Source organism: Aminobacterium sp. MB27-C1 (assembly GCF_030908405.1).
GTDB lineage: Bacteria > Synergistota > Synergistia > Synergistales > Aminobacteriaceae > Aminobacterium.
Map to the genome: position 1 here is coordinate 1,881,088 of NZ_CP133089.1, position 19,646 is coordinate 1,900,733.

At 39.7% G+C, this 19,646-nt stretch carries 21 protein-coding genes, 7 tRNA genes and 1 other annotated feature; of the genes, 2 read left to right on the forward strand and 26 right to left on the reverse strand.

Going from position 1 to position 19,646, the window contains the following annotated elements:
* Positions 1 to 4 precede the first annotated feature (4 nt).
* The 8 genes from RBH88_RS09095 to RBH88_RS09130 all read right to left on the reverse strand — a co-directional run bounded on the left by RBH88_RS09095 (position 5) and on the right by RBH88_RS09130 (position 8,041).
* A complete protein-coding gene (locus tag RBH88_RS09095) occupies positions 5 to 628 on the reverse strand; it encodes a TetR/AcrR family transcriptional regulator (protein ID WP_213695386.1) in 624 nt (207 codons plus the stop codon).
* 238 nt (positions 629 to 866) lie between these two features.
* Complete coding sequence (locus RBH88_RS09100; protein WP_213701390.1) at positions 867 to 1,562, reverse strand: hypothetical protein; 696 nt, start codon at positions 1,560 to 1,562, stop codon at positions 867 to 869.
* Between the two features lie 12 nt (positions 1,563 to 1,574).
* Complete coding sequence (locus RBH88_RS09105) at positions 1,575 to 2,273, reverse strand: DUF5058 family protein (RefSeq protein WP_213701391.1); 699 nt, start codon at positions 2,271 to 2,273, stop codon at positions 1,575 to 1,577.
* Between the two features lie 4 nt (positions 2,274 to 2,277).
* Positions 2,278 to 3,474 carry a M20 family metallopeptidase gene (locus tag RBH88_RS09110; protein ID WP_213701392.1) on the reverse strand — a complete coding sequence of 399 codons (1,197 nt, stop codon included), beginning with the start codon at positions 3,472 to 3,474 and terminating at the stop codon, positions 2,278 to 2,280.
* 330 nt (positions 3,475 to 3,804) lie between these two features.
* The gene (locus RBH88_RS09115; protein WP_374047586.1) at positions 3,805 to 4,905 is read right to left on the reverse strand and encodes an ABC transporter ATP-binding protein; all 1,101 of its coding nucleotides are present in this window, start codon (positions 4,903 to 4,905) and stop codon (positions 3,805 to 3,807) included.
* A 12-nt stretch (positions 4,906 to 4,917) separates the two neighbouring features.
* Positions 4,918 to 5,742 carry a carbohydrate ABC transporter permease gene (locus RBH88_RS09120; protein WP_213701394.1) on the reverse strand — a complete coding sequence of 275 codons (825 nt, stop codon included), beginning with the start codon at positions 5,740 to 5,742 and terminating at the stop codon, positions 4,918 to 4,920.
* 24 nt (positions 5,743 to 5,766) lie between these two features.
* Positions 5,767 to 6,660 carry a carbohydrate ABC transporter permease gene (locus RBH88_RS09125; RefSeq protein ID WP_307879567.1) on the reverse strand — a complete coding sequence of 298 codons (894 nt, stop codon included), beginning with the start codon at positions 6,658 to 6,660 and terminating at the stop codon, positions 5,767 to 5,769.
* Positions 6,661 to 6,757: 97 nt separating this feature from the next.
* Entirely contained in the window at positions 6,758 to 8,041 is a 1,284-nt protein-coding gene (locus tag RBH88_RS09130) for an ABC transporter substrate-binding protein (RefSeq protein ID WP_213701396.1), read from the reverse strand.
* Positions 8,042 to 8,215: 174 nt separating this feature from the next.
* Here RBH88_RS09130 and RBH88_RS09135 point away from each other — a divergent pair, with 174 nt between their 5' ends.
* Positions 8,216 to 8,986, forward strand: a complete 771-nt coding sequence (locus RBH88_RS09135) for an acyl-CoA dehydratase activase (protein WP_307879568.1) — start codon at positions 8,216 to 8,218, stop codon at positions 8,984 to 8,986.
* Between the two features lie 15 nt (positions 8,987 to 9,001).
* Positions 9,002 to 10,150, forward strand: a complete 1,149-nt coding sequence (locus tag RBH88_RS09140; RefSeq protein WP_213701398.1) for a double-cubane-cluster-containing anaerobic reductase — start codon at positions 9,002 to 9,004, stop codon at positions 10,148 to 10,150.
* Between the two features lie 102 nt (positions 10,151 to 10,252).
* On the opposite strand, the gene RBH88_RS09145 is transcribed toward RBH88_RS09140, so the two are convergent.
* The 18 genes from RBH88_RS09145 to RBH88_RS09230 form a co-directional block, all read right to left on the reverse strand.
* Positions 10,253 to 10,328: transfer RNA gene (locus RBH88_RS09145), tRNA-Asn, on the reverse strand.
* A gap of 23 nt (positions 10,329 to 10,351) precedes the next feature.
* A tRNA-Cys gene (locus RBH88_RS09150) sits at positions 10,352 to 10,425 on the reverse strand.
* 16 nt (positions 10,426 to 10,441) lie between these two features.
* Positions 10,442 to 10,516 (reverse strand) — tRNA-Gly (locus RBH88_RS09155).
* 22 nt (positions 10,517 to 10,538) lie between these two features.
* Positions 10,539 to 10,614: transfer RNA gene (locus RBH88_RS09160), tRNA-Phe, on the reverse strand.
* A gap of 18 nt (positions 10,615 to 10,632) precedes the next feature.
* Positions 10,633 to 10,709, reverse strand: a tRNA-Asp gene (locus RBH88_RS09165).
* A 34-nt stretch (positions 10,710 to 10,743) separates the two neighbouring features.
* A tRNA-Val gene (locus RBH88_RS09170) sits at positions 10,744 to 10,818 on the reverse strand.
* A 173-nt stretch (positions 10,819 to 10,991) separates the two neighbouring features.
* Positions 10,992 to 11,831, reverse strand: coding sequence for an amidohydrolase family protein (locus RBH88_RS09175; protein WP_213691340.1), 840 nt, complete (start codon positions 11,829 to 11,831; stop codon positions 10,992 to 10,994).
* Positions 11,828 to 12,520 carry a deoxyribonuclease V gene (gene nfi, locus RBH88_RS09180; protein ID WP_307879569.1) on the reverse strand — a complete coding sequence of 231 codons (693 nt, stop codon included), beginning with the start codon at positions 12,518 to 12,520 and terminating at the stop codon, positions 11,828 to 11,830. The genes RBH88_RS09175 and nfi overlap by 4 nt, the downstream gene beginning before the upstream one ends.
* A gap of 74 nt (positions 12,521 to 12,594) precedes the next feature.
* Entirely contained in the window at positions 12,595 to 12,984 is a 390-nt protein-coding gene (gene rplL / locus RBH88_RS09185) for a 50S ribosomal protein L7/L12 (RefSeq protein WP_374047608.1), read from the reverse strand.
* A gap of 64 nt (positions 12,985 to 13,048) precedes the next feature.
* Complete coding sequence (gene rplJ / locus RBH88_RS09190) at positions 13,049 to 13,579, reverse strand: 50S ribosomal protein L10 (protein ID WP_213691342.1); 531 nt, start codon at positions 13,577 to 13,579, stop codon at positions 13,049 to 13,051.
* Between the two features lie 9 nt (positions 13,580 to 13,588).
* Positions 13,589 to 13,748, reverse strand: a sequence feature (ribosomal protein L10 leader region).
* 43 nt (positions 13,749 to 13,791) lie between these two features.
* The gene (rplA, locus tag RBH88_RS09195) at positions 13,792 to 14,505 is read right to left on the reverse strand and encodes a 50S ribosomal protein L1 (protein ID WP_213699467.1); all 714 of its coding nucleotides are present in this window, start codon (positions 14,503 to 14,505) and stop codon (positions 13,792 to 13,794) included.
* Positions 14,506 to 14,573: 68 nt separating this feature from the next.
* On the reverse strand, positions 14,574 to 14,999 hold the full coding sequence (gene rplK, locus RBH88_RS09200; RefSeq protein ID WP_213691344.1) for a 50S ribosomal protein L11: 426 nt from the start codon (positions 14,997 to 14,999) through the stop codon (positions 14,574 to 14,576).
* Between the two features lie 87 nt (positions 15,000 to 15,086).
* Complete coding sequence (nusG, locus tag RBH88_RS09205; protein ID WP_213691348.1) at positions 15,087 to 15,629, reverse strand: transcription termination/antitermination protein NusG; 543 nt, start codon at positions 15,627 to 15,629, stop codon at positions 15,087 to 15,089.
* Between the two features lie 83 nt (positions 15,630 to 15,712).
* Positions 15,713 to 15,895 carry a preprotein translocase subunit SecE gene (gene secE / locus RBH88_RS09210; protein WP_213691345.1) on the reverse strand — a complete coding sequence of 61 codons (183 nt, stop codon included), beginning with the start codon at positions 15,893 to 15,895 and terminating at the stop codon, positions 15,713 to 15,715.
* 31 nt (positions 15,896 to 15,926) lie between these two features.
* Positions 15,927 to 16,002: transfer RNA gene (locus tag RBH88_RS09215), tRNA-Trp, on the reverse strand.
* A 21-nt stretch (positions 16,003 to 16,023) separates the two neighbouring features.
* Complete coding sequence (gene rpmG / locus RBH88_RS09220) at positions 16,024 to 16,176, reverse strand: 50S ribosomal protein L33 (RefSeq protein ID WP_213691346.1); 153 nt, start codon at positions 16,174 to 16,176, stop codon at positions 16,024 to 16,026.
* Between the two features lie 20 nt (positions 16,177 to 16,196).
* Positions 16,197 to 17,399, reverse strand: coding sequence for an elongation factor Tu (tuf, locus tag RBH88_RS09225; protein WP_307879570.1), 1,203 nt, complete (start codon positions 17,397 to 17,399; stop codon positions 16,197 to 16,199).
* Between the two features lie 429 nt (positions 17,400 to 17,828).
* Positions 17,829 to 19,340, reverse strand: coding sequence for a sodium-dependent transporter (locus RBH88_RS09230; protein ID WP_213699425.1), 1,512 nt, complete (start codon positions 19,338 to 19,340; stop codon positions 17,829 to 17,831).
* Between the last annotated feature and the right edge of the window lie 306 nt (positions 19,341 to 19,646).

Genomic DNA, 19,646 nt, shown 5'->3' on the forward strand with positions numbered 1-19,646 from the left:
AGTTCTATGAATATAAATATTTTAGTGATGCCTGAAAACTATCGACCATTTTTTCAATTTCAGCAACCTTATATTCTTTTTTCATCAACGTACCAAGCATTCCGCAGTACGTATATACGGTCAGATCACTTAAAATTTTTATCTGTTCTTCTGTATATTTTGTGCTGGAGTGTTTTATATAGTTTTCGTTTTCAAAGAAAAGCTCCCCCATTTGAAGCATAAGTTGAGATACTTCTCCTACGTTAAAGACATCCATATCAAAAATATAATAATAATCTTTTATTATCTGATACACCTGATCTCTATAAGGACCTATAAAAAGTTGAGCGAATATCTCTGGCGTAAAGAATGAAGAACGAGCGATATTTGCCCACATTTGTATGGCAATTTCAAGAGAGTTGTTACTCAATCTTTTAAAGTATTTGAAGTCCTCTACGTAAGGTTCCAAATAACCAATGCACGCATAGGTCAATAAATGATCGAAGTTTTCAAAATGTCGATAGAGGGCTGCAGAGCTATAACCAGTTTTTGCTGCTACTTTACGTATAGTAACGTTGGTAATTCCCTGATCTCCAATCATATCGTAGGTAGTTTTTATTAAAATTTTTTTAACTGCCTTATTACTCATTAACATATCCACCTCTCGTATAAAACCGGCGTTAGCAATGAAGCTCTATAAGAGCCATACACATTAATTGTTATCATCTTACCGCAGAAGACAAAGAGAAGATAGTCTTGAAGACTGGATAAAAGAAACCCTGTGCCTGATTAGATAAAACCAGCTCTAATCAGAGACAGGGTCGTTATTAATAGCAAATAAATTTTTATCTTTCCTCAGTGAAGCTAAGACATTATAGTGTTAATTTTTATTCACTAGCATCAACACTGTTATCTTTATATGTAAGTTTGGCAAATAACATCGTACCGAAAATAGGAACCAAAATATTTATGATATATGGATCTAACGGAAGCCAATTAAACAACCCTTTGTTATACAGAGTCAAACAGAGAATGCCGAGCCCCATACCGCATACACCAGACTTCACATCGTCCAATGAAAACTGGGCAAAAACTGCACCAAACAGGGCCGGAAGCAAAAATGAAAAAGAATCGGTAACATTTTTGGGAAGCATAGCAATAAGCTTGGTTCCTACGATAACTCCTACAACAAGCAAAATAATATTAACAAAAACTGAGGCTCCTACGCCTATCGTCGATATAACCGAGCCCTCTTCAGATCCAACTTCCGTATTTGTCGCTTTAAGAGCTGCTGCTGCGCAAGGAATTCTAAGATTACTTATATTTCCAGATAAGAAAGAAATATATGTTCCTGGAATACCGAGTATCGGAAAGAAAGAAATAGGCTCAATGAACCACCATACTGCATTCACGGATAACTGGGCTACCAATGCAACCATAAGAGGCCCTTTCTCGGGAACGATATTAAAAAGGTATGTAACTGCCAAGGCAGGAAAGAAAACGAGGAAAGCACCTATCCAGCATGTCCATTTTCCGGCCTTTGTAATTTGTGGAATATATGTATCGTTATAGTAGTTTTTCATCGTTTTTTCCTCCTAGATAAGTACTGCGCACAAAACGCCGCCTACCATAGCTATCGTAAGTCCCCACTCGTTCAACCATTTCTTTTTCGTTTTCTTGTAACAAATCATAATAGCCAACATAAGGAGGAACCCCGCCGACAAAGCAACTGTCTTTCCATCCATACTAATTGCATATCCTGCATTTAAGTATCCATAGGCTCCCAACATTGCAGCTGTTGATATAACAGGAACCATTCTAGAAGCACCGCCAGTAAATTTATTTTTGAACTTATCCATTTTGTCTGTAATCAAGGCGGTAAAAACAATCCATCCAATGCAACCTACTGCCATTGCCCATAAGGTTGTTACAAAAACACCTTGAGGAATAGAGGGATCTGTGAGCACTACTCCGTAAGCATCAGCAGCAAATTGAGCCGCAAGCAATTCATAAGCTACATTACCGATATATGCCAATCTCATTAATGCAGTGGGGCCACCTACAACAATAAGCAAAGAAACCATTCCAATAACGATGACTATCGATGGACCTATTGAGGAAATAGAGCCTGTTATAAACGCTGTTTTCATTTTTTCCTCGCTTATTCCCATCTCTTTTCCTGCTTTAAAGCTCTTTTTCAAAAAGATTATGGTTTGAAATAACACTAATCCGACCGCAAGTGCTGTTATCCCCCAAAGAAGAGGACTATTTGCTATCGATGCGTAGCTTTCCATATGCCTATACCTCCATGTTTTCTGTTATTTTGTCCATGATCCCGGTTAGTAATTCAACCCCGATACATAGACATTCTTCGTCAACGTCAAATAATGGATGATGGAATGTAATTTTGCCCAAATCATCTACTTTAGAGGTTCCAAAATAAAAATAACTTGCTTTAGATTTCAAACCATAATATGCAAAATCGTCATACCCCATCTCAGGCAGTTCCATATACGAGACATTTTCAGCACCCAGAACTTCATTTCCTACAGATTCAAAAATATCAATCATGTCGTCTTCGTTTTTAAGTGCAATGCTTATAGTCTCTATATCAATTTCAGAGGAACACCCTCTTAATACACAGACACTCTCAAGTATTTCTTTTATTCTCTTCAAGACAAAGGTTCTGACTTCACTATCAAAGGTCCTGACCGTTCCGCTCATAGTGACTACAGGAGGAATAACGTTTGTTCCCTTTGGAGTTCCTGCATTAAAGGAACATATGGATAACACTGTAGATTTCACAGGATCAAGCTCTCGAGTCAACATGTTTTGCAACGCGTTATAAACTTCCACTCCGGTCATGAGAGCATCTTTTGTCTGATGAGGATAAGCGCCGTGACCACCAGTTCCCTTGATCGCTATTATGAAGTTATCTGCACTAGCCAACATTTCATTTCTCCGCAGAAGCATAGTGCCAACAGGATGGTCTGGGTTCGTATGGAACCCAATCATTACATCAATATCATCAACCTGTCCGCTATCAGTAATCAGCTTGGCGCCACCAGGAGCCGGCCCCTCTTCTGCAGGCTGGAAAACAACTTTCAATGCTCCCTTCAACTCATCTCTGTGTTCTGAATAGTATTTCAGTACACCAAGGGCAACCGTAGTGTGGACATCGTGTCCACAAGCATGACACACGCCAGGATTCTGCGATTTGTAATCTACATCTTTCTGATCCACTATGGGCAAAGCATCAATGTCTGCCCTTATGCCAATTACTGGCCCATCGCTATTTCCTTCTATTGTCGCGATGACAGCAGTTTTGCAGAAATTCTTTACAACGCTAACACCCGGGAAATCCTCTAATATCTCTACGATTCTTCTCGACGTACGAATTTCTTCAAATCCTGTTTCAGGATGTTTGTGAAAATCTCTTCGCCAGCAAACCATCTCTCCCTTATAGCTGCGAATACACTCTTTTCTATCTGCCACATCGTTTCCTCCTTACGTAAGTAAATTAGTTAGCTTAATTTATAAGAGCATGAAAAATACAAAGATTTTTCATTAAAATTTTCTCATCAACTTGCGTTAAACAAAATATGTTATCAAGATAACTGGATAATAACACCCTAATATTGATTCGTCAATAAATTCACTAGTATATTTTTATATATTTATCTTATTTAGTTATCTTGTTAACCTAATGCATTTAAAACTGGTTAGAAAATAACAAAAAAAGCCGTTTCGGAAAATCCGAAACGGCTTGAATTATCTGGTACCTCGTGCAAGACTCGAACATGCAACTAACAAAATTATATTATTTCATATGATACGTAATTCAGTTTCTTTATCAAACAAGTTAACATTTGAGGAATTAAAGTATATCTTCACATATTTACCTACCTCTATATCATAATCTGCCGGCATTTTACCTACAACACTACCTACTTGGGTATTTATATACACGAGCGTTTCAGAACCTAAAAGTTCTGTGAACTCTACACAACCTGTTAAAGGTTTCATTTCGACAGGGGGTATTTCGAAAGAAACGTTTTCCGCTCTAACTCCCAATACTATCGATTTCCCTACGTATTCTTTATCCTTTAGAATTTTCTGCTGCTCTTTATGTAAAAAAAGCATTCCCTCTTTAAAAATTAATTTTATTTCGCTCTTATCCTCAACAACTTTTGCTTCCACCAAATTAATCTGAGGTGAACCAATAAAACTCGCCACAAAAATATTAGATGGATCATTGTAAATGTTTCTAGGAGTATCATTTTGCTGTATAAGCCCATCTCTCATAACAATAATTCTAGACCCCATAGTCATCGCTTCTGTTTGGTCATGAGTAACATAAACAAATGTAGCCTTCAATCTTTTATGAAGTTTTATAATTTCAGCACGCATTTGAACTCTGAGTTTAGCATCCAAACTCGAAAGAGGTTCGTCCATTAAAAAGACTTGGGGTTCCCTGACTATTGCTCGACCTAACGCAACTCGCTGTCTTTGACCTCCCGAAATTTGATCAGGTTTTCTTTGTAACAACTCTTCTATATCTAATATATGGGAAGCTGCCATAACCTTTTCTTCAATTTTTGATGGCTTCTCTTTTTTCATCTTAAGACCGAAGGCGAGGTTTTCATAAACTGTCATATGAGGATATAACGCACAATTTTGAAAAACCATGGCAATATCTCTTTTATTAGGCTCAATATTATTTGCTCTTATACCACTGATATATAGATCTCCAGAAGTAACTTCTTCAAGTCCTGCAATCATCCTGAGTAAAGTCGTCTTTCCACATCCAGAAGGCCCTACAATAACAATGAATTCCCTATCTTCTATATCCAAATTTAAACTTTTTATTGAATGAACTCCATTTTTATAAATTTTATTAACGTTGTTTAGTTGTAATCTTTTCAATGTCACACTCTCCTAAATTTTGTTGAGACCTTTTACGATGTATTTTTGTAAAATTAAAAACAAACTCCCAACTGGAATTAAAGATAAAATAATAACAGCAGACAACGTCCCGTACTGCCATGATGCCGCTTCATCTCTCAAAAAAGTTATTCCTACAGGAAGAGTTTGTGCAACGTAAGTGTTCGCAAGCGTTTTAGCAAACATAAATTCACCCCACACGTTAATAAAGGTAAGTATAGTAACTACAAACAAACCTGGTTTCACAAGTGGAAGCAGTATTTTGAGCCACACTTGAAACAAACTGCAACCATCAATAACTGCCGCTTCTATCAATTCATTGGGAATTTTTTTAAAGCTTGCTCTCATAATTAATGAAGCAAAAGGTAAATTCACAGCTACATAGGGTAAAATCAATCCCCATCGCGTATTTATCAACCCAAACTTATCTTCCATCATATATATAGGAACTAAATATGTAGCTAAAGGAACAGTAATAACAATAGACATAAAGAAAAGAAAATATTTTTTCCCTTTAAACTCCAGTGAAGCAAAAGCATATCCTGCTAACGCGCTTAACAGAAGCACCAACGCAATAGTAACAATGGATATAGCTACTGTATTAGAAAAATAGCAAAAAAATTTATTAGATCCTTGTGTGAGATTTTCATAATGCGAAAAATCAAAGTTTATAGGGAAGAAATTAAAAGTTTTACTATAAATTTCAGAATCAGGTTTGAACGACGTAGTTAACGTCCATAAGAAAGGAAGAAGAAAAAGAAAAGAGCACCCAACAAGAATAAGATAATAAAGAAATAGATGGATTATTTTTTTATTCAATATAATCACCGCTTCTTCAAAAATTTATACTTTCTTCTGGGCTAGCCATACATTAATTAAAGACAAAGTAATAACCATAAGCCCCATAAAATAACCAATAGCTGAGGCATAGCCCATATCGTAATATTTAAAAGCACTTTGCCAGAAATATTGATACAACACTAATGTTGAAGTTCCAGGTCCACCCTGTGTCATAACAAATGAGGGTTCGAATATTTTTAAAGACGTTAAAATCCCCCAGATTCCAGCAACAACAAATGTTTCTTTAAGATTTGGAATAATCACGTAAAAAATTTCTTGCAGAGGATTTAAGCCATCCATTCTCGCCATTTCATGTAACTCTTTGGGAATTGTCTGTAAGCCTGCCAAAAACAATATCATTTCAATTCCTACATATTTCCATAAACTTATCAAGATAATACTGTACATAGCCCATTTTTCATGAGTAAGCCAATTACATGCTAGCTGAGGCATATTCAAGATATTAACCAAAAAATGATTAACTAAGCCATAGTTTTCGTTTAAAATCCATTGAAAAATAATTCCTGTTAGTGCTAATGGCACTATAACTGGTAAAAATATTGATGTTCTAAAGATTGCTACTCCTTTTAAGCGTTTATTAATTAATAAGGCTAGAGTAAAAGAAATCACTATTAATAAAGGGAAAAAACAAAAAGAAAAAAACAATGTATTGCTTAGAGCATCTATGAAATATTTATCAGAAAATAATTTTATATAATTGGAAAAACCAATAAAGCGAGGTTCGTTATCAAAAACAAAATTGTATTCTGTCAAACTGAGATAAAAAGACCGTGCTAAGGGATAAACCATAAACACAAAAATAAAAAACAAGGCAGGCAGGACAAACAAAAAACTATTTTTTTTTCGAAAATCGTAATGATAGTCGTCTTTTTTCAAAATATAAACACCTCAAAAGATATGATAAAATAACCACAAAGCAAGACTATACTTGCTTTGTGGTTGTTGGTTATTCCTCTTTTCAATGTTAAAAAGACTATAGACCAGATGAAGTGTTTATAGAACGAACATACCCATCTAAATTTTTCAAAACCTTTTCTATCGGTGTTTTACCCATAATAGCTGACTGAAGCTGAATATTCATTTCATTATCTAATCGCGGCCAATCTTTATAAAGGGGGCAACTCCCAGCTTTCACAGCAGACTTCAAAATCTCGCTCCATATGGGGGCATCTGCACCTTCATAATTCCTTTTTAAAACAGGCATTTTCCCGTATTTGTTCAAAGTCCAAAGCTGGAACTCTCTATCCATAAGCCTTTCTTTAATAAATAATTTTGCAAGCTCAGGATTTTCAGAAACCTTAGGAATCATTATCCCCGATACAAATGCTATCGTTCCGTTTCTATCGGCACCAGGTAAAGGCATTCCGGTAACCTTATCCGCCCCTAAAATCTCTGATGCTTCTTTCCATCTGGAAACGGAAGAAATATGCATTGCTACATTTCCTGCTTGGAAATTACTTCTACCAGCATCCATATCAGCAAAAGTATCAACAGGGGTGTAGCCATCTTTTACAAGGTTATTCCAAACCTTCAACATATGACTTGCTTCATCGCTTCTAAAATCAATTATATTCGATTTTTCATTTGCATAAATGCTTCCCCTAACTCCTTGTAAAGAAGAAAGATAGGAATATGCCATAAAGTTTTTACCCCAATCTATTGCCAAACCGCTAGTCACAACTTTATTGTCTTCTTTTTCCGTCAATTTTTTAGCATACTCATAAAATTCATCCCAATTTTTAGCTGGAATAACATTCCCTTCTTTATCTGTTAATCCAGCTTTTTTCATGAGATCTTTTCTTACTGTCACATACATAATTTGTCCTTGAATAGGAATAAGATATTGCGTTCCTTCAATTTTCCCTAAATCAAGAAAGGCTGGGATAAAATCTTCTCTTGCCACTTTTTGGTCAAAAAAGCCTTCATCAAAATTCATTAATAAATCTTTCGCTACATAAGGAACTGCATTTTCGCGACTTCCGCCGATAACCATATCTACGCTTGTTTTCTTCTGAGACCATTGCAGTAAATATGATGTATTATCAGCTGTTTCTACTTGCACATATTCAACTTCTACCTCTGGATGGTCTTTCATAAAAATTTGAGCAGCATTCTGAAGATCAAACTTTTTCAACATCCACGCCTCTACACCAACTCTGAGAGTTTGCTTTTGTGCAGCAGCGGCAACTCCTGATATTATGCTAATTATCATCAATGCTATGAATAGAATAGATACGCGTGCAAAATTTTTTCGCATTTAGATCTCCTTTCAGAATAATTATTATCAAGCATAGGAATACTCAACTTCGGTATATTATATTGCTCTACGTTATCTGTCAATTCTCATTTACGATTCTTACTTAATATTTTCATTGACACTTTGTTTATGATTAATATAATTAAATGGAATTTGTATACGGAGGGGAATTTGTTGAATTACATAGGAATTGATATTGGCTCAACCGCAGCAAAAACACTCGTATTCGATGGAGAAAAGATTGTACATTATTTTGACTTACCTACTGGTTGGAGTAGCAAAGAGAGTGCTCTTCGGGTAAAACAGAAACTCAGCTCTCTAGGAATTGATGTACATTCCGAAAGTACCAAAATAGTAGCTACAGGCTACGGGCGTATTTCTGTAGATTACGCAGATAAGGTAATAACTGAAATTACCTGCCATGGGAAAGGCGCCTATTATCTTTTCTCTGAAGATAGCGTAGTTATTGACGTAGGCGGGCAAGATACCAAAATTATCACAATAGAAAAGGGAGCCGTCTCGCATTTTTTAATGAATGATAAATGTTCTGCTGGCACTGGAAAATTTTTAGAAGTTATGGCCAATCGCTTAAATGTCGATATTGATTACTTATTTTCTTTAGCGGCAAAAGGAGATCCTATCCCAATAAGCTCAATGTGTACGGTATTTGCTGAATCCGAAGTTATAAGTTACATAGGTGCTGGACGTCCCAAAGAAGATTTAGCCGCTGGAATTATCCAATCAGTGGTATCACGGGTAGTCATGTTAGCCAATCAGCATGATATTAATGGAATTTGTATTTTAACTGGAGGACTTAGTCATATTCCTTATTTTGCAGATCAGCTTTCCAAAAAATTAGGGCACAAAATATATACGCACACCTTAGGGAAATACGCAGGAGCATTAGGAGCCGCACTTATCTCCGCAGAAAAACTCACAAAATAAAAGAGAGGTTTTATCATGCTAAAGCTACCCGAAAATTTTCATAGTTATTCCGAAGCACGAAAAGAAGGCTTTATACGATTAAAAGAATTGAAGGAAACAGGAAAGAAGGTCGTCGGATTATTTTGTAGCTATACTCCTACAGAGATTATTTTGGCCTCAGGTGCAGTTCCTGTTGGTTTATGCGGAGTAAATGAAGAATCAATTCACTTTGCGGAGAAGATTTTACCTAAAAACTTATGCCCATTGATTAAATCAAGTTTTGGTTCAGCAATATCTGATACATGCCCCTATTTCTACTTCTCAGACATAATCGTAGCTGAAACAACATGTGATGGAAAAAAGAAAATGTACGAATGGATGAATGAAATTAAAGATACGCATGTAATGCAATTACCGCAAGGAAGAGACGGATATGGTGCCCTTAATAGCTGGCGTGGAGAAATGATAAGACTTAAGGATGCACTTTCTAGTAAATTCAACGTAAAAATCACTGAAGATGACCTTCATAAGGCTATTAAACTTGTTAACAGAGAAAGAAAGGCCCTCGTTGATTTTTTTGAAATAGGTAAATTAAAACCTTCACCTATTTCGGGATATGAAATAAATACAGTAGTAGACGCCAATGGTTTTCTTTTTGACACTGAAGAGAAAATAAATCTTCTAGAAAAAAGAACAAATCAGCTACGCAACGATTACGAAAGCAACTATAAAGGGCAAGCATCTCGTCCTCGAATTTTAATTACAGGGTGTCCTACAGGGGGAGTAAGAGAAAAGATCATCCGTCAAATCGAAGAACTTGGAGCTGATATAGTTGCATTTGAAAATTGTTCTGGCCCAAGAGCTCAAAAAGATTTAGTTGATGAAAATAAGGAACCATATTTGGCACTAGCTGAAAAATATTTGCGGGTAAATTGTTCAGTAATGAGTCCTAACCCGGGACGAATAAAAGATATGGAAATAATGCTTGATGAATATCGCGTCGACGGGGTAATAGAGGTACTTCTCCATGCATGCCATACTTTTGCTATCGAATCATACAGAATGAGAAAATTTGTAACCGAAGAAAAGCACATTCCATACCTTACATTGGAAACAGATTTCTCTCAGTCAGATACAGGTCAAATTAATACAAGGATTAGTGCTTTTTTAGAGATGCTTTCTTAAGATTTCAAGTTTTGAGCAGGGTGATTTTTTTCTGTTTGTCTTAACAAGTTTTCTAATAAACAAAAAAGCCGTTTCGGATTTTTCGAAACGGCTTGAATTATCTGGCTCCTCGGGCAGGACTCGAACCTGCAACCTAGTGGTTAACAGCCACCCGCTCTGCCGATTGAGCTACCGAGGAATGTCATTATATTCTTTTGAAAATGGAGGCGGCACCCGGATTCGAACCGGGGATAAAGGATTTGCAGTCCTCTGCCTTACCACTTGGCTATGCCGCCGCCACAGAAAATTCCATGGAGCGGAAGACGGGATTTGAACCCGCGACCCCAACCTTGGCAAGGTTGTGCTCTACCCCTGAGCTACTTCCGCATTTTCTCTCGTAAATTGTGAATGGTGGCGGGACCCAGAATTGAACTGGGGACACGCGGATTTTCAGTCCGCTGCTCTACCGACTGAGCTATCCCGCCTTGTCCCTTATATTTAAATGGCGGGGCCGACGAGACTCGAACTCGCGACCTTCGGCGTGACAGGCCGACGCTCTAACCGACTGAGCTACGACCCCACCATGAGACTGTCAAAATTCACAAAAAGGCAATTGGTGGGCGGAACAGGGTTCGAACCTGTGACCCCTTGCGTGTAAGGCAAGTGTTCTTCCGCTGAACTATCCGCCCTATTCGCCACTCGACCAACGCAAGGGATAGTATATAGGCTGAATCTGCACCCGTCAACCCCCACAAAGTATTGAATAAAAAAGAACAAATATTCACACTTTTTGTCTTTTCACTTTTTCTACTTCTCTACCAATAGCCTTCATCACTGGTTTTTCTTCACTATGACAAAAAAGTCAACGCTCCGACACCAGAAACTTTTCTACATTTTCCACAAACAGCTTCTTTATATCTCTATTTTTCTCAAAAAGGCCATTTATAGCCTCTTTATACCTTTCAAAAGAGAGGATAGGGAAGTCAGATCCATAAAAAAATTTTCCCATTATTCCGGCGCTATTTACGGCTTCTAAAATTTTCGATTTATATAACCATGGCAAAGCAGCTATATCATAACGAGCATTTTTAAGATATCTTTTCATTTCCGGCATAAGTTCATATAGCCATAACCCTCCACCAAAATGAGCAAAGATAACTTTGGCTTCAGGATGATTTATACAAAATTGAGCGGCTTCACGAGGCCCAACATTTCCTTTTCCGGGATAATCATGCCCAACAGGTTCTGCTGTGTGAAAGAGAAGCACCATGTTTGCCTCTTGGGTAACAGCTACTAAACGCCACGTCTGACGAACGTCATCTATATCAAACCCCTGCCCTCCAGGGAAGAGTTCACCTACGCCGATAAGACCTCTTTCTGCGCACCTAACTACTTCTTCTTCTGCTTTGGGATCTAGAGGAGGAACAACAGCCAATCCCTTTAAACGGTCAGGATATTTTTTTATGGATTCAATAACATAGTCATTGCAATGTTTGCACAACCCTAAATCTCTGAAGGCAAAACCGAATATCCACGATTGTTGAATGCCATCTTCATCCATTTGTCTGATAACGTCTTCCACAGTAGCCCATTTATGTACTTTACCGTGAGAGAGCAAACTGAAATAATCTTCACGCTCCGATATTTTTTCAAAATCCCTAATAACATCTGGGGGGTAAACATGAACATGAGTATCGATCATAAAACTTCACCGCCCTTTTCAATAAACTTACGACGCACCTCTGTTACATAATTATGAGCCGCCCGTGTTGGCTCAGGTAATCTGTAACGTATACATGCCTCTAAAACAAGACGCATTGCTTTTTCGATTGATATTTTATGTCCCGGACTTATAAATAAAGGTTTTACTGCTGTTCTAGAACGTAAAACAACTCCTACGCGTTCTTCATTGAACACTAGAGAGGAAAAAGACCCTTTTTCTTCTCTAGGTTCACAATACTCCCCAATGAGCCGACTTTTAGCAACACCAATAGTAACAGAATTCGTTATAACTCCAAAGTGAGAGGCTAAGCCTATTTTACGGGGATGGGCTATTCCAGCGCCATCAACCATCCAGAAATTAGGTTTACTTTTCAACTTCTTATAAGCTTCTAAAAGGGCAGGGAGCTCGCGATAGGAAAGAAGCCCTGTCAAATAAGGAAAGGAAACGGGATATACGGCATGAACATGCTCAATAGGGCGAAATGATCCCCATTCCATAACGACAATCCCTGCGATAGCCCAGGCATTTTTTCCCTTTTTACTATACGCAACATCTGTTCCAGCAACAATTTTAAGAGGAAAATCTTCATCATTTACATAAACGTTCGAAGCTATGTTTCGCTGTTCTGCAATAGCCTCTTTATAGGACGGTGGTATTTTGAATTCCAAAAGGACCCCTCCTATTGCAAAAAAGGGCTGTCCTTAAATGGACAGCCCTCTCATATGCTACGTTATGATTGAAACTACTTAACTTCGACTTCAGCTCCGGCTTCTTCGAACTTCTTTTTAAGCTCTTCTGCTTCATCCTTGCTAACAGCCTCTTTAACAGGTTTGGGAGCATTGTCAACAAGCTCTTTAGCTTCTTTCAAGCCAAGGCCTGTTACTTCGCGAACAACTTTGATTGTCGCGATTTTGTTGGAGCCGGCGCCCTTAAGAACTACGTCGAACTCTGTTTTCTCTTCCTCTGCTGCACCAGCAGCTGCACCAGCGCCGGCCATCATCATGGGCATAGCCATGGCAGGAGCGGAAGCGGAAACTCCAAATTTGTCCTCAAGAGCCTTCACAAGTTCGGAAAGCTCAAGTACTGTCATACCTTCAATAGCCTGAATGATCTCTTCATGGGTCATTTCTATTGTTCCTCCTTAAATTAAAACTTTTCTCAAATTTTAGATTCCCCAATATGGGGTTATGCAACCTTTATGCAGCCTGCTCTTTCTTTTCTTTGATCTGAGAAAGGCATGTAGCCAAACCTCGGATAGGACCAGAAAGAACGGTAACAAGTCCAGAGAGAGGAGCAGCAATAGTGCTGACAACCTGTGCGATAAGTACTTCTCTGGATGGGAGATCGGCCAAAGCATCAACCTGAGCAGCATTAAGGACATTTTCTCCTAACACGCCACCTTTGGTGATAAATGCTTTGTTTGCCTTATCTTTAGAAAATTCCTTGAAGACTTTCGCCACAGCAACAGGATCCTCATAAGCCAAAGTATAGACATTCGGTCCTGTCATAATATCTTCTGGAATTGGCTTGTTTTCTTCTCGGAGAGCAATCTTAAAGAGTGTATTTTTGGCAACTTTCATCTCACCACCAGCTTGACGAACTCTAGAACGGAGATCTGTAAACTGGGCAACGGTAAGTCCACGATACTCTGCTATAAAAACAGCCTCACTTTTGCTTAACATCTCTTTTAACTCATCAACTTGCTCAAATTTAACGTTTGCAGGCATGGGTTCACCTCCTCCCTAAAAAAAATCTCCCGACACCAAGGCCGGGAGATTTTTATACACGAAAAGGAACTCAGCGTTCTTTTATGTACGTATCCCCAAACCTCGGTGGGCGGTATTTACCATTAAGCGCCACGGCGCCCACTGTCTCTGGTTTGTTGAATTTCGATATTTTATTTTAAATCTAAATACCTTAACTTACAATGACTGACCTGCTACTTTTGATCTATTACTTCTTTTGCAGCAGCAGAAGGATCAATCTTAATCCCTACGCCCATAGTCGGAGCAATATAAAAGCTTTTTACATAGGTTCCCTTTACTGATGCAGGACGTGCTTTCAATATTGTCTGATAAAGGGCTTTTATGTTTTCGAAAAGTTGCTGTGTTTCAAAACTTTTCTTACCGACCATATTATGAATTATTGCTGATTTATCAACACGGAATTCCACACGACCCGCTTTGATTTCTTTAACGGCATCAGCCACATCAAATGTAACTGTTCCAGCCTTGGCACTTGGCATGAGGCCACGAGGACCTAAAACTTTACCAAGACGGCCAACATTTTTCATCATGTCGGGGGTCGCAATAACCGCGTCAAAATCAAGCCAGCCAGAGCTTATTCTCTGAATCATATCATCTCCGCCGACAAAGTCCGCGCCTGCTTCCTCTGCCTCTTTTACCTTTTCGCCCATAGCCAAAACTAAAACTCGTTTGGTTACACCAGTTCCATGGGGCAATGCAACTGTCCCACGAACCTGCTGGTCTGCATGGCGGGGATCAACGCCGAGGCGGATATGAATTTCAAGACTCTCATCAAATTTCGCGGTAGCAACTTCTTTGAATAGCTCAATAGCTTCTCGTAATCCATAAAGCTTCGAACTGTCAACTTTTTCTGCTATAGCAACATATCTTTTACTTTTCTTTGCCATAATAATTTCCTCCTTGTGGTCGTAACGGGTTTTCAGCCCTGCCACGGGTAAAAACTTAAAAAAAGCTATTAGTCAATGATTTCTATACCCATAGACCGTGCGGTACCTTCGATCATGCGCATAGCTGCTTCTACATCGTTAGCATTCAAATCATTTTTCTTAAGCTCTGCTATTTCACGAACTTTATCGCGACTAACTTTTGCGACCTTCACCTTATTCGGCTCACCTGATGCTCTCTCAAGGCCAGCAGCCTTCTTCAAGAGAACGCTTGCCGGAGGTGTTTTCAGAATGAAGGTGAAGCTTCGGTCAGCATAAACAGTTAAAACTGCAGGAATAATCATCCCTGCCTGATCAGATGTTTTGGCGTTAAACTGTTTACAGAACTCCATGATGTTTACGCCATGCTGACCAAGGGCTGGACCTACAGGAGGCGCTGGTGTAGCCTTACCGGCAGGCAGCTGCAACTTGATCTGCGCTATTACTTTCTTCGCCATTACTACAAATCTCCTCTCATTAGCACAGAGCACCCCTCTAAACAACATCTACAACGAGGTGTGCCCGCTTTTAAATTTCCTTTATTTTTAGAGCTTATCTAGCTCCATATAGTCAGTCTCTACTATAGTTTCACGCCCAAAGACAGTAACTGTAAACTTGACTTTTCCCTTCTCTGGAACAATTTCGACAACAGGACCAACTTGTCCTTCAAAGGGACCACTTTTCACCTTGACAATATCTCCAGGTTTCAAGTTCATCTCAATCTTCGGCTTACTCTGATCTTTCCCAATCTTATTCATAATTTCTTTAACTTCTTTTTCGGAAAGAGGAATGGGGTGGTTCCCTGCTCCGACAAAGCCTGTTACTCCGGGAGTGTGACGTACGACATACCAGGACTGATCATTGAGTCGCATTTCCACGAGCACATAACTCGGATAAAGTTTGCGAGTAACTTTCTTGCTTTTGCCGTCTTTGACAAAAACACGCTCTTCTACAGGAACCAAGACACTAAATATTTCGTCTTCCATGCCCATAGTGGCAATTCTCTGTTCAAGATTTGCCTTTACTCTATTCTCGTATCCAGCGTATGTCTGAACTATATACCAGCGTCTCTCGCTGCTACTTTCCATCACGCAAAGGGGGTCTCACTTGGCCCCCTCACCTCCCTACTCAATCTATTTAACCCCATTAATAATTCCATAAACACGAAAGCCTAACTGATAACCTTCGAGAAGATTCCAGTTAATGCCATGTCGACAATGCCAAGATATGCTGCAACAAAAAGGGTAAAAGCAATTACGACAAGCGTAGAATACCACACTTGTTTTTTTCCTGGCCATGTCACTTTCTTAAGTTCTGCTTTTGCTTCTCGCACGAAGCTGAGGATCTTTTCCATACCTCGGCCTCCTATCTTTAAACAAAAAAAATGGCAGGCCCGGCAGGACTCGAACCTGCAACCCCCGGTTTTGGAGACCAGTGCTCTGCCAATTGAGCTACGGACCTGCGAGCAGTGTGTATTTTACACTACTTAGTTTCTTTATGCAAGGTGTGTTTATCACACCATTTGCAGTATTTGTTTAGTTCAAGTTTTTTAGTCTGCTTTTTCTTATTAACAGTGGTCGTGTAATTTCTTCTCTTACACTCCGTGCACTGCAGACCAATAATGTCAGCTGCCATAGTTGTTCCCCTCTCTTAATTTAGCCAAGAATCTCGGTAACAACGCCAGCTCCGACAGTGTGTCCACCTTCACGAACGGCAAAACGAAGTCCTGCCTCCATGGCGATTGGCACTATCAGATCTACCTCAAAGGTCGCGTTGTCTCCCGGCATAACCATCTCTACTCCATCAGGAAGCTTGATACCTCCGGTTACGTCTGTTGTTCGGAAATAGAACTGCGGCTTATAACCAGCAAAGAACGGGGTGTGACGGCCGCCTTCCTCTTTCTTCAACACGTATACCTCAGCCTTAAACTTCGTGTGGGGTGTTATAGAACCTGGTTTCGCTAATACCTGTCCACGCTCTACGTCTTCCTTGTCGATACCACGAAGAAGTATTCCTACGTTATCTCCCGCTATGGCTTCGTCAAGAATCTTACGGAACATCTCAAGGGAGGTCGCTACTGTCTTCGTCGTATCTGGCTTCATGCCTACGATCTCAACTTCTTCGCCGGCCTTGACCATTCCTCGCTCCACTCGGCCTGTAACTACTGTGCCACGGCCAGTGATGGTGAATACGTCTTCTATCGGCATAAGGAAGGGCTTATCTGTCTCTCGCTGCGGAGTCGGAATATAAGAATCACATGCAGCCATCAAGTCCCAAATGCACTTGCTTATAGGATCGCTCTCTTCGCCTGTGCCCTCTTCCAATACCTTCAATGCGGATCCGCGGACGATGGGAACCTCGTCTCCGGGGAACTCATACTTGCTCAGAAGCTCACGAATCTCCATCTCAACAAGATCAAGAAGCTCTTCATCATCAACCTGGTCTGTCTTGTTCATGAACACGACTACGGCTGGAACGTTAACCTGACGGGCAAGAAGTACGTGCTCTCGTGTCTGAGGCATTGGACCATCTGCTGCTGATACAACAAGAATGGCTCCATCCATCTGAGCTGCTCCCGTGATCATGTTCTTAATATAGTCTGCGTGACCAGGGCAATCTATGTGAGCATAGTGACGATTCTCCGTCTGATACTCTACGTGAGAAATGTTGATCGTGATTCCTCTCTCACGCTCTTCTGGCGCCTTGTCGATCATGTCGTACGCCTCAAAATTCGACCAGCCCTTCGTCGACAAACATTTTGTGATCGCTGCTGTCAGCGTCGTCTTTCCGTGGTCTATGTGTCCTATCGTTCCCACGTTAAGATGGGGCTTCGCTCTTTCAAACTTCTCTTTTGCCATTTCTTCTCAGGCCTCCCTGCGTATATAGAATCTCTGCCCTTTCGGGCTCTGTATTCCATGTTTAATACTCAACTGTAAATCGTACTGAACAGATTTTATCATACGAGTCAAGAATATCCATATCTCTGCACATAAAAAGACTCGGAAGAGATTTTACCATACGAGTCAAGAATATCCACATCTCTATACATAAAAAGACTCGGAAGGGAATTCCTCCCGAGTCTGACTTTCAAAAAAGAATTTAATGCACAAACTTGAACCCAAAAGCTTTTGATTACAAGTTGGCAAACTTAAGATCGAGAAAATATAAATTCACATTAATCCTCCCATTCACCTCCTCCTTTTCCCATTTTACTGAAGCAATATAACAATCCTCCGATAATTACAACCGCCATAAAAATCGCTGAAAAGATCGCAGTACCAGTCATATTACTTCCCCTCCTTCTCGATCTCTATTTTTGATTTCATATTTTGTAAAATAAAACTAACGATGAGCACGACAGCTATAAGAATCCAAATGAAATTAGCCCATACTCCATACCCTCCGTAGGGTTTTTTTAAATCCTGCATAAAACCTCCATAAATCACAACAAAAAGAAGACCAGCAGGAACAACATACTTGATGAGCACATCCATCCACGGTCCAACTTTGATATCAGATGTAGCATTGACGTGCTTTCGCAACTTATCAGCACCAAAGACCCATCCAACAACAAGCGAAGCAATAGCTCCACCCAAGAGGAGCGTATAGAAAGCGACAGTTCTATCTATAATGTCCAGCCAATACAGTCCTCCACCTGTACAATAAAGGAGTCCTACTAAAAAACATACGAGACAGCCCCAGAAAACCACTTTTTCACGTTTCCAGCCAAATTTATCAATTAATGGAACCATGAAACCACCATATGCCAAAAAGTAAGCGGAACTCAAGCCTATAATCCAGAACATAAGGAAAAACAAAACTCCAGTGAGCGTGTTCAAGGCAGGCATCAGAGAAACACCAACAGGATATGTTACAAAAGCCAATCCTATTCCAGAAATCGTAACATCTTGCAAAGGAACTCCCAAAGCCTGCATAATATATCCTACTGTACTGAAGACTGCAAAACCGGCAAGAAAGGCAAAACCTGAATCTGCAAGACCTGTAATAATTGCGTTATTTGTAATATCACCTTTTTTTGCTATAAACCGGCCATAAGCATACATACCGGCCATTCCCAAAGACATGGTAAATGCAATCTGGCTAAAGGCCGCAAACCAAACACCTGGCCCCTTAAGAACAGACCAATCGATATCCAGATAATAGTTAAGTCCGTCAACAGCACCTATAAGAGTTACGCTTCTGGCTATGATTGCAAATATAAGGATCCACGCTAATGTCATCACGACTTCTGACACCTTGCCTATAATTTCAGCACCACGTCGAATAACAAAATAAATCACAATCCATGTAAAAGCCAAAGACAAAACGATCTGCCACCGCATACCACCGAGAACTCCTGGCCCATCGGTGATTTGAAGAACTTGTTCAAAGAAGTAAGGACCTGCCCCTTCTGCTCCTGCCGGGCCAACTCCCCAAGCAAGAGTCATTGAACTGAACATGTAAATCAAGGTCCATGCCATAATGACACAATAGTATGAGTCAATCAAAAAGGCTGATACAGCGGGAAACCAGCCCACCCACTCCCATTTTTTGCCAATGTTTGAAAAAACCTCGGGAGCTCCCTTCTGAAAATAATGCCCCATAGCAAATTCTGTAACGAGCCAAGGAATACCAATGGCAAAGAGGCCTATAACATACGCCACCAAGAAGGCTGCCCCACCATAGTTGTAACACATGTAAGGGAAACGCCAGACGTTCCCAAGCCCGATAGCGGATCCGATAGCCGCAAATATCAAATGACGCCGTTTTAAAAACTTTTCACGCCCAACTTCCACCATTTATCTCCCTCCTTTAAAAATTACCACGCCCCTACCTTCGAGCCTTCACGCTCGTTCTACGAATTAACATAAGCAAGGCTCCAATAAGAAGCCTAGCTACGTGCAACGCATATTTATGTTCACATGGGCTTTATGAAAATAGAAAGATCGCGGATGGGGAACAAAAATAAATGGAGGCTTTAAGAACCTAAAAAATGCGATTTAGGTTTCATGATAGCAATAGAAAAATTACTACCTTTTACTTAAAATGTTACTAGGAAGCAGAGCCCTTGTTGTACTATATTAATAGTAAAGCATATTGAATAT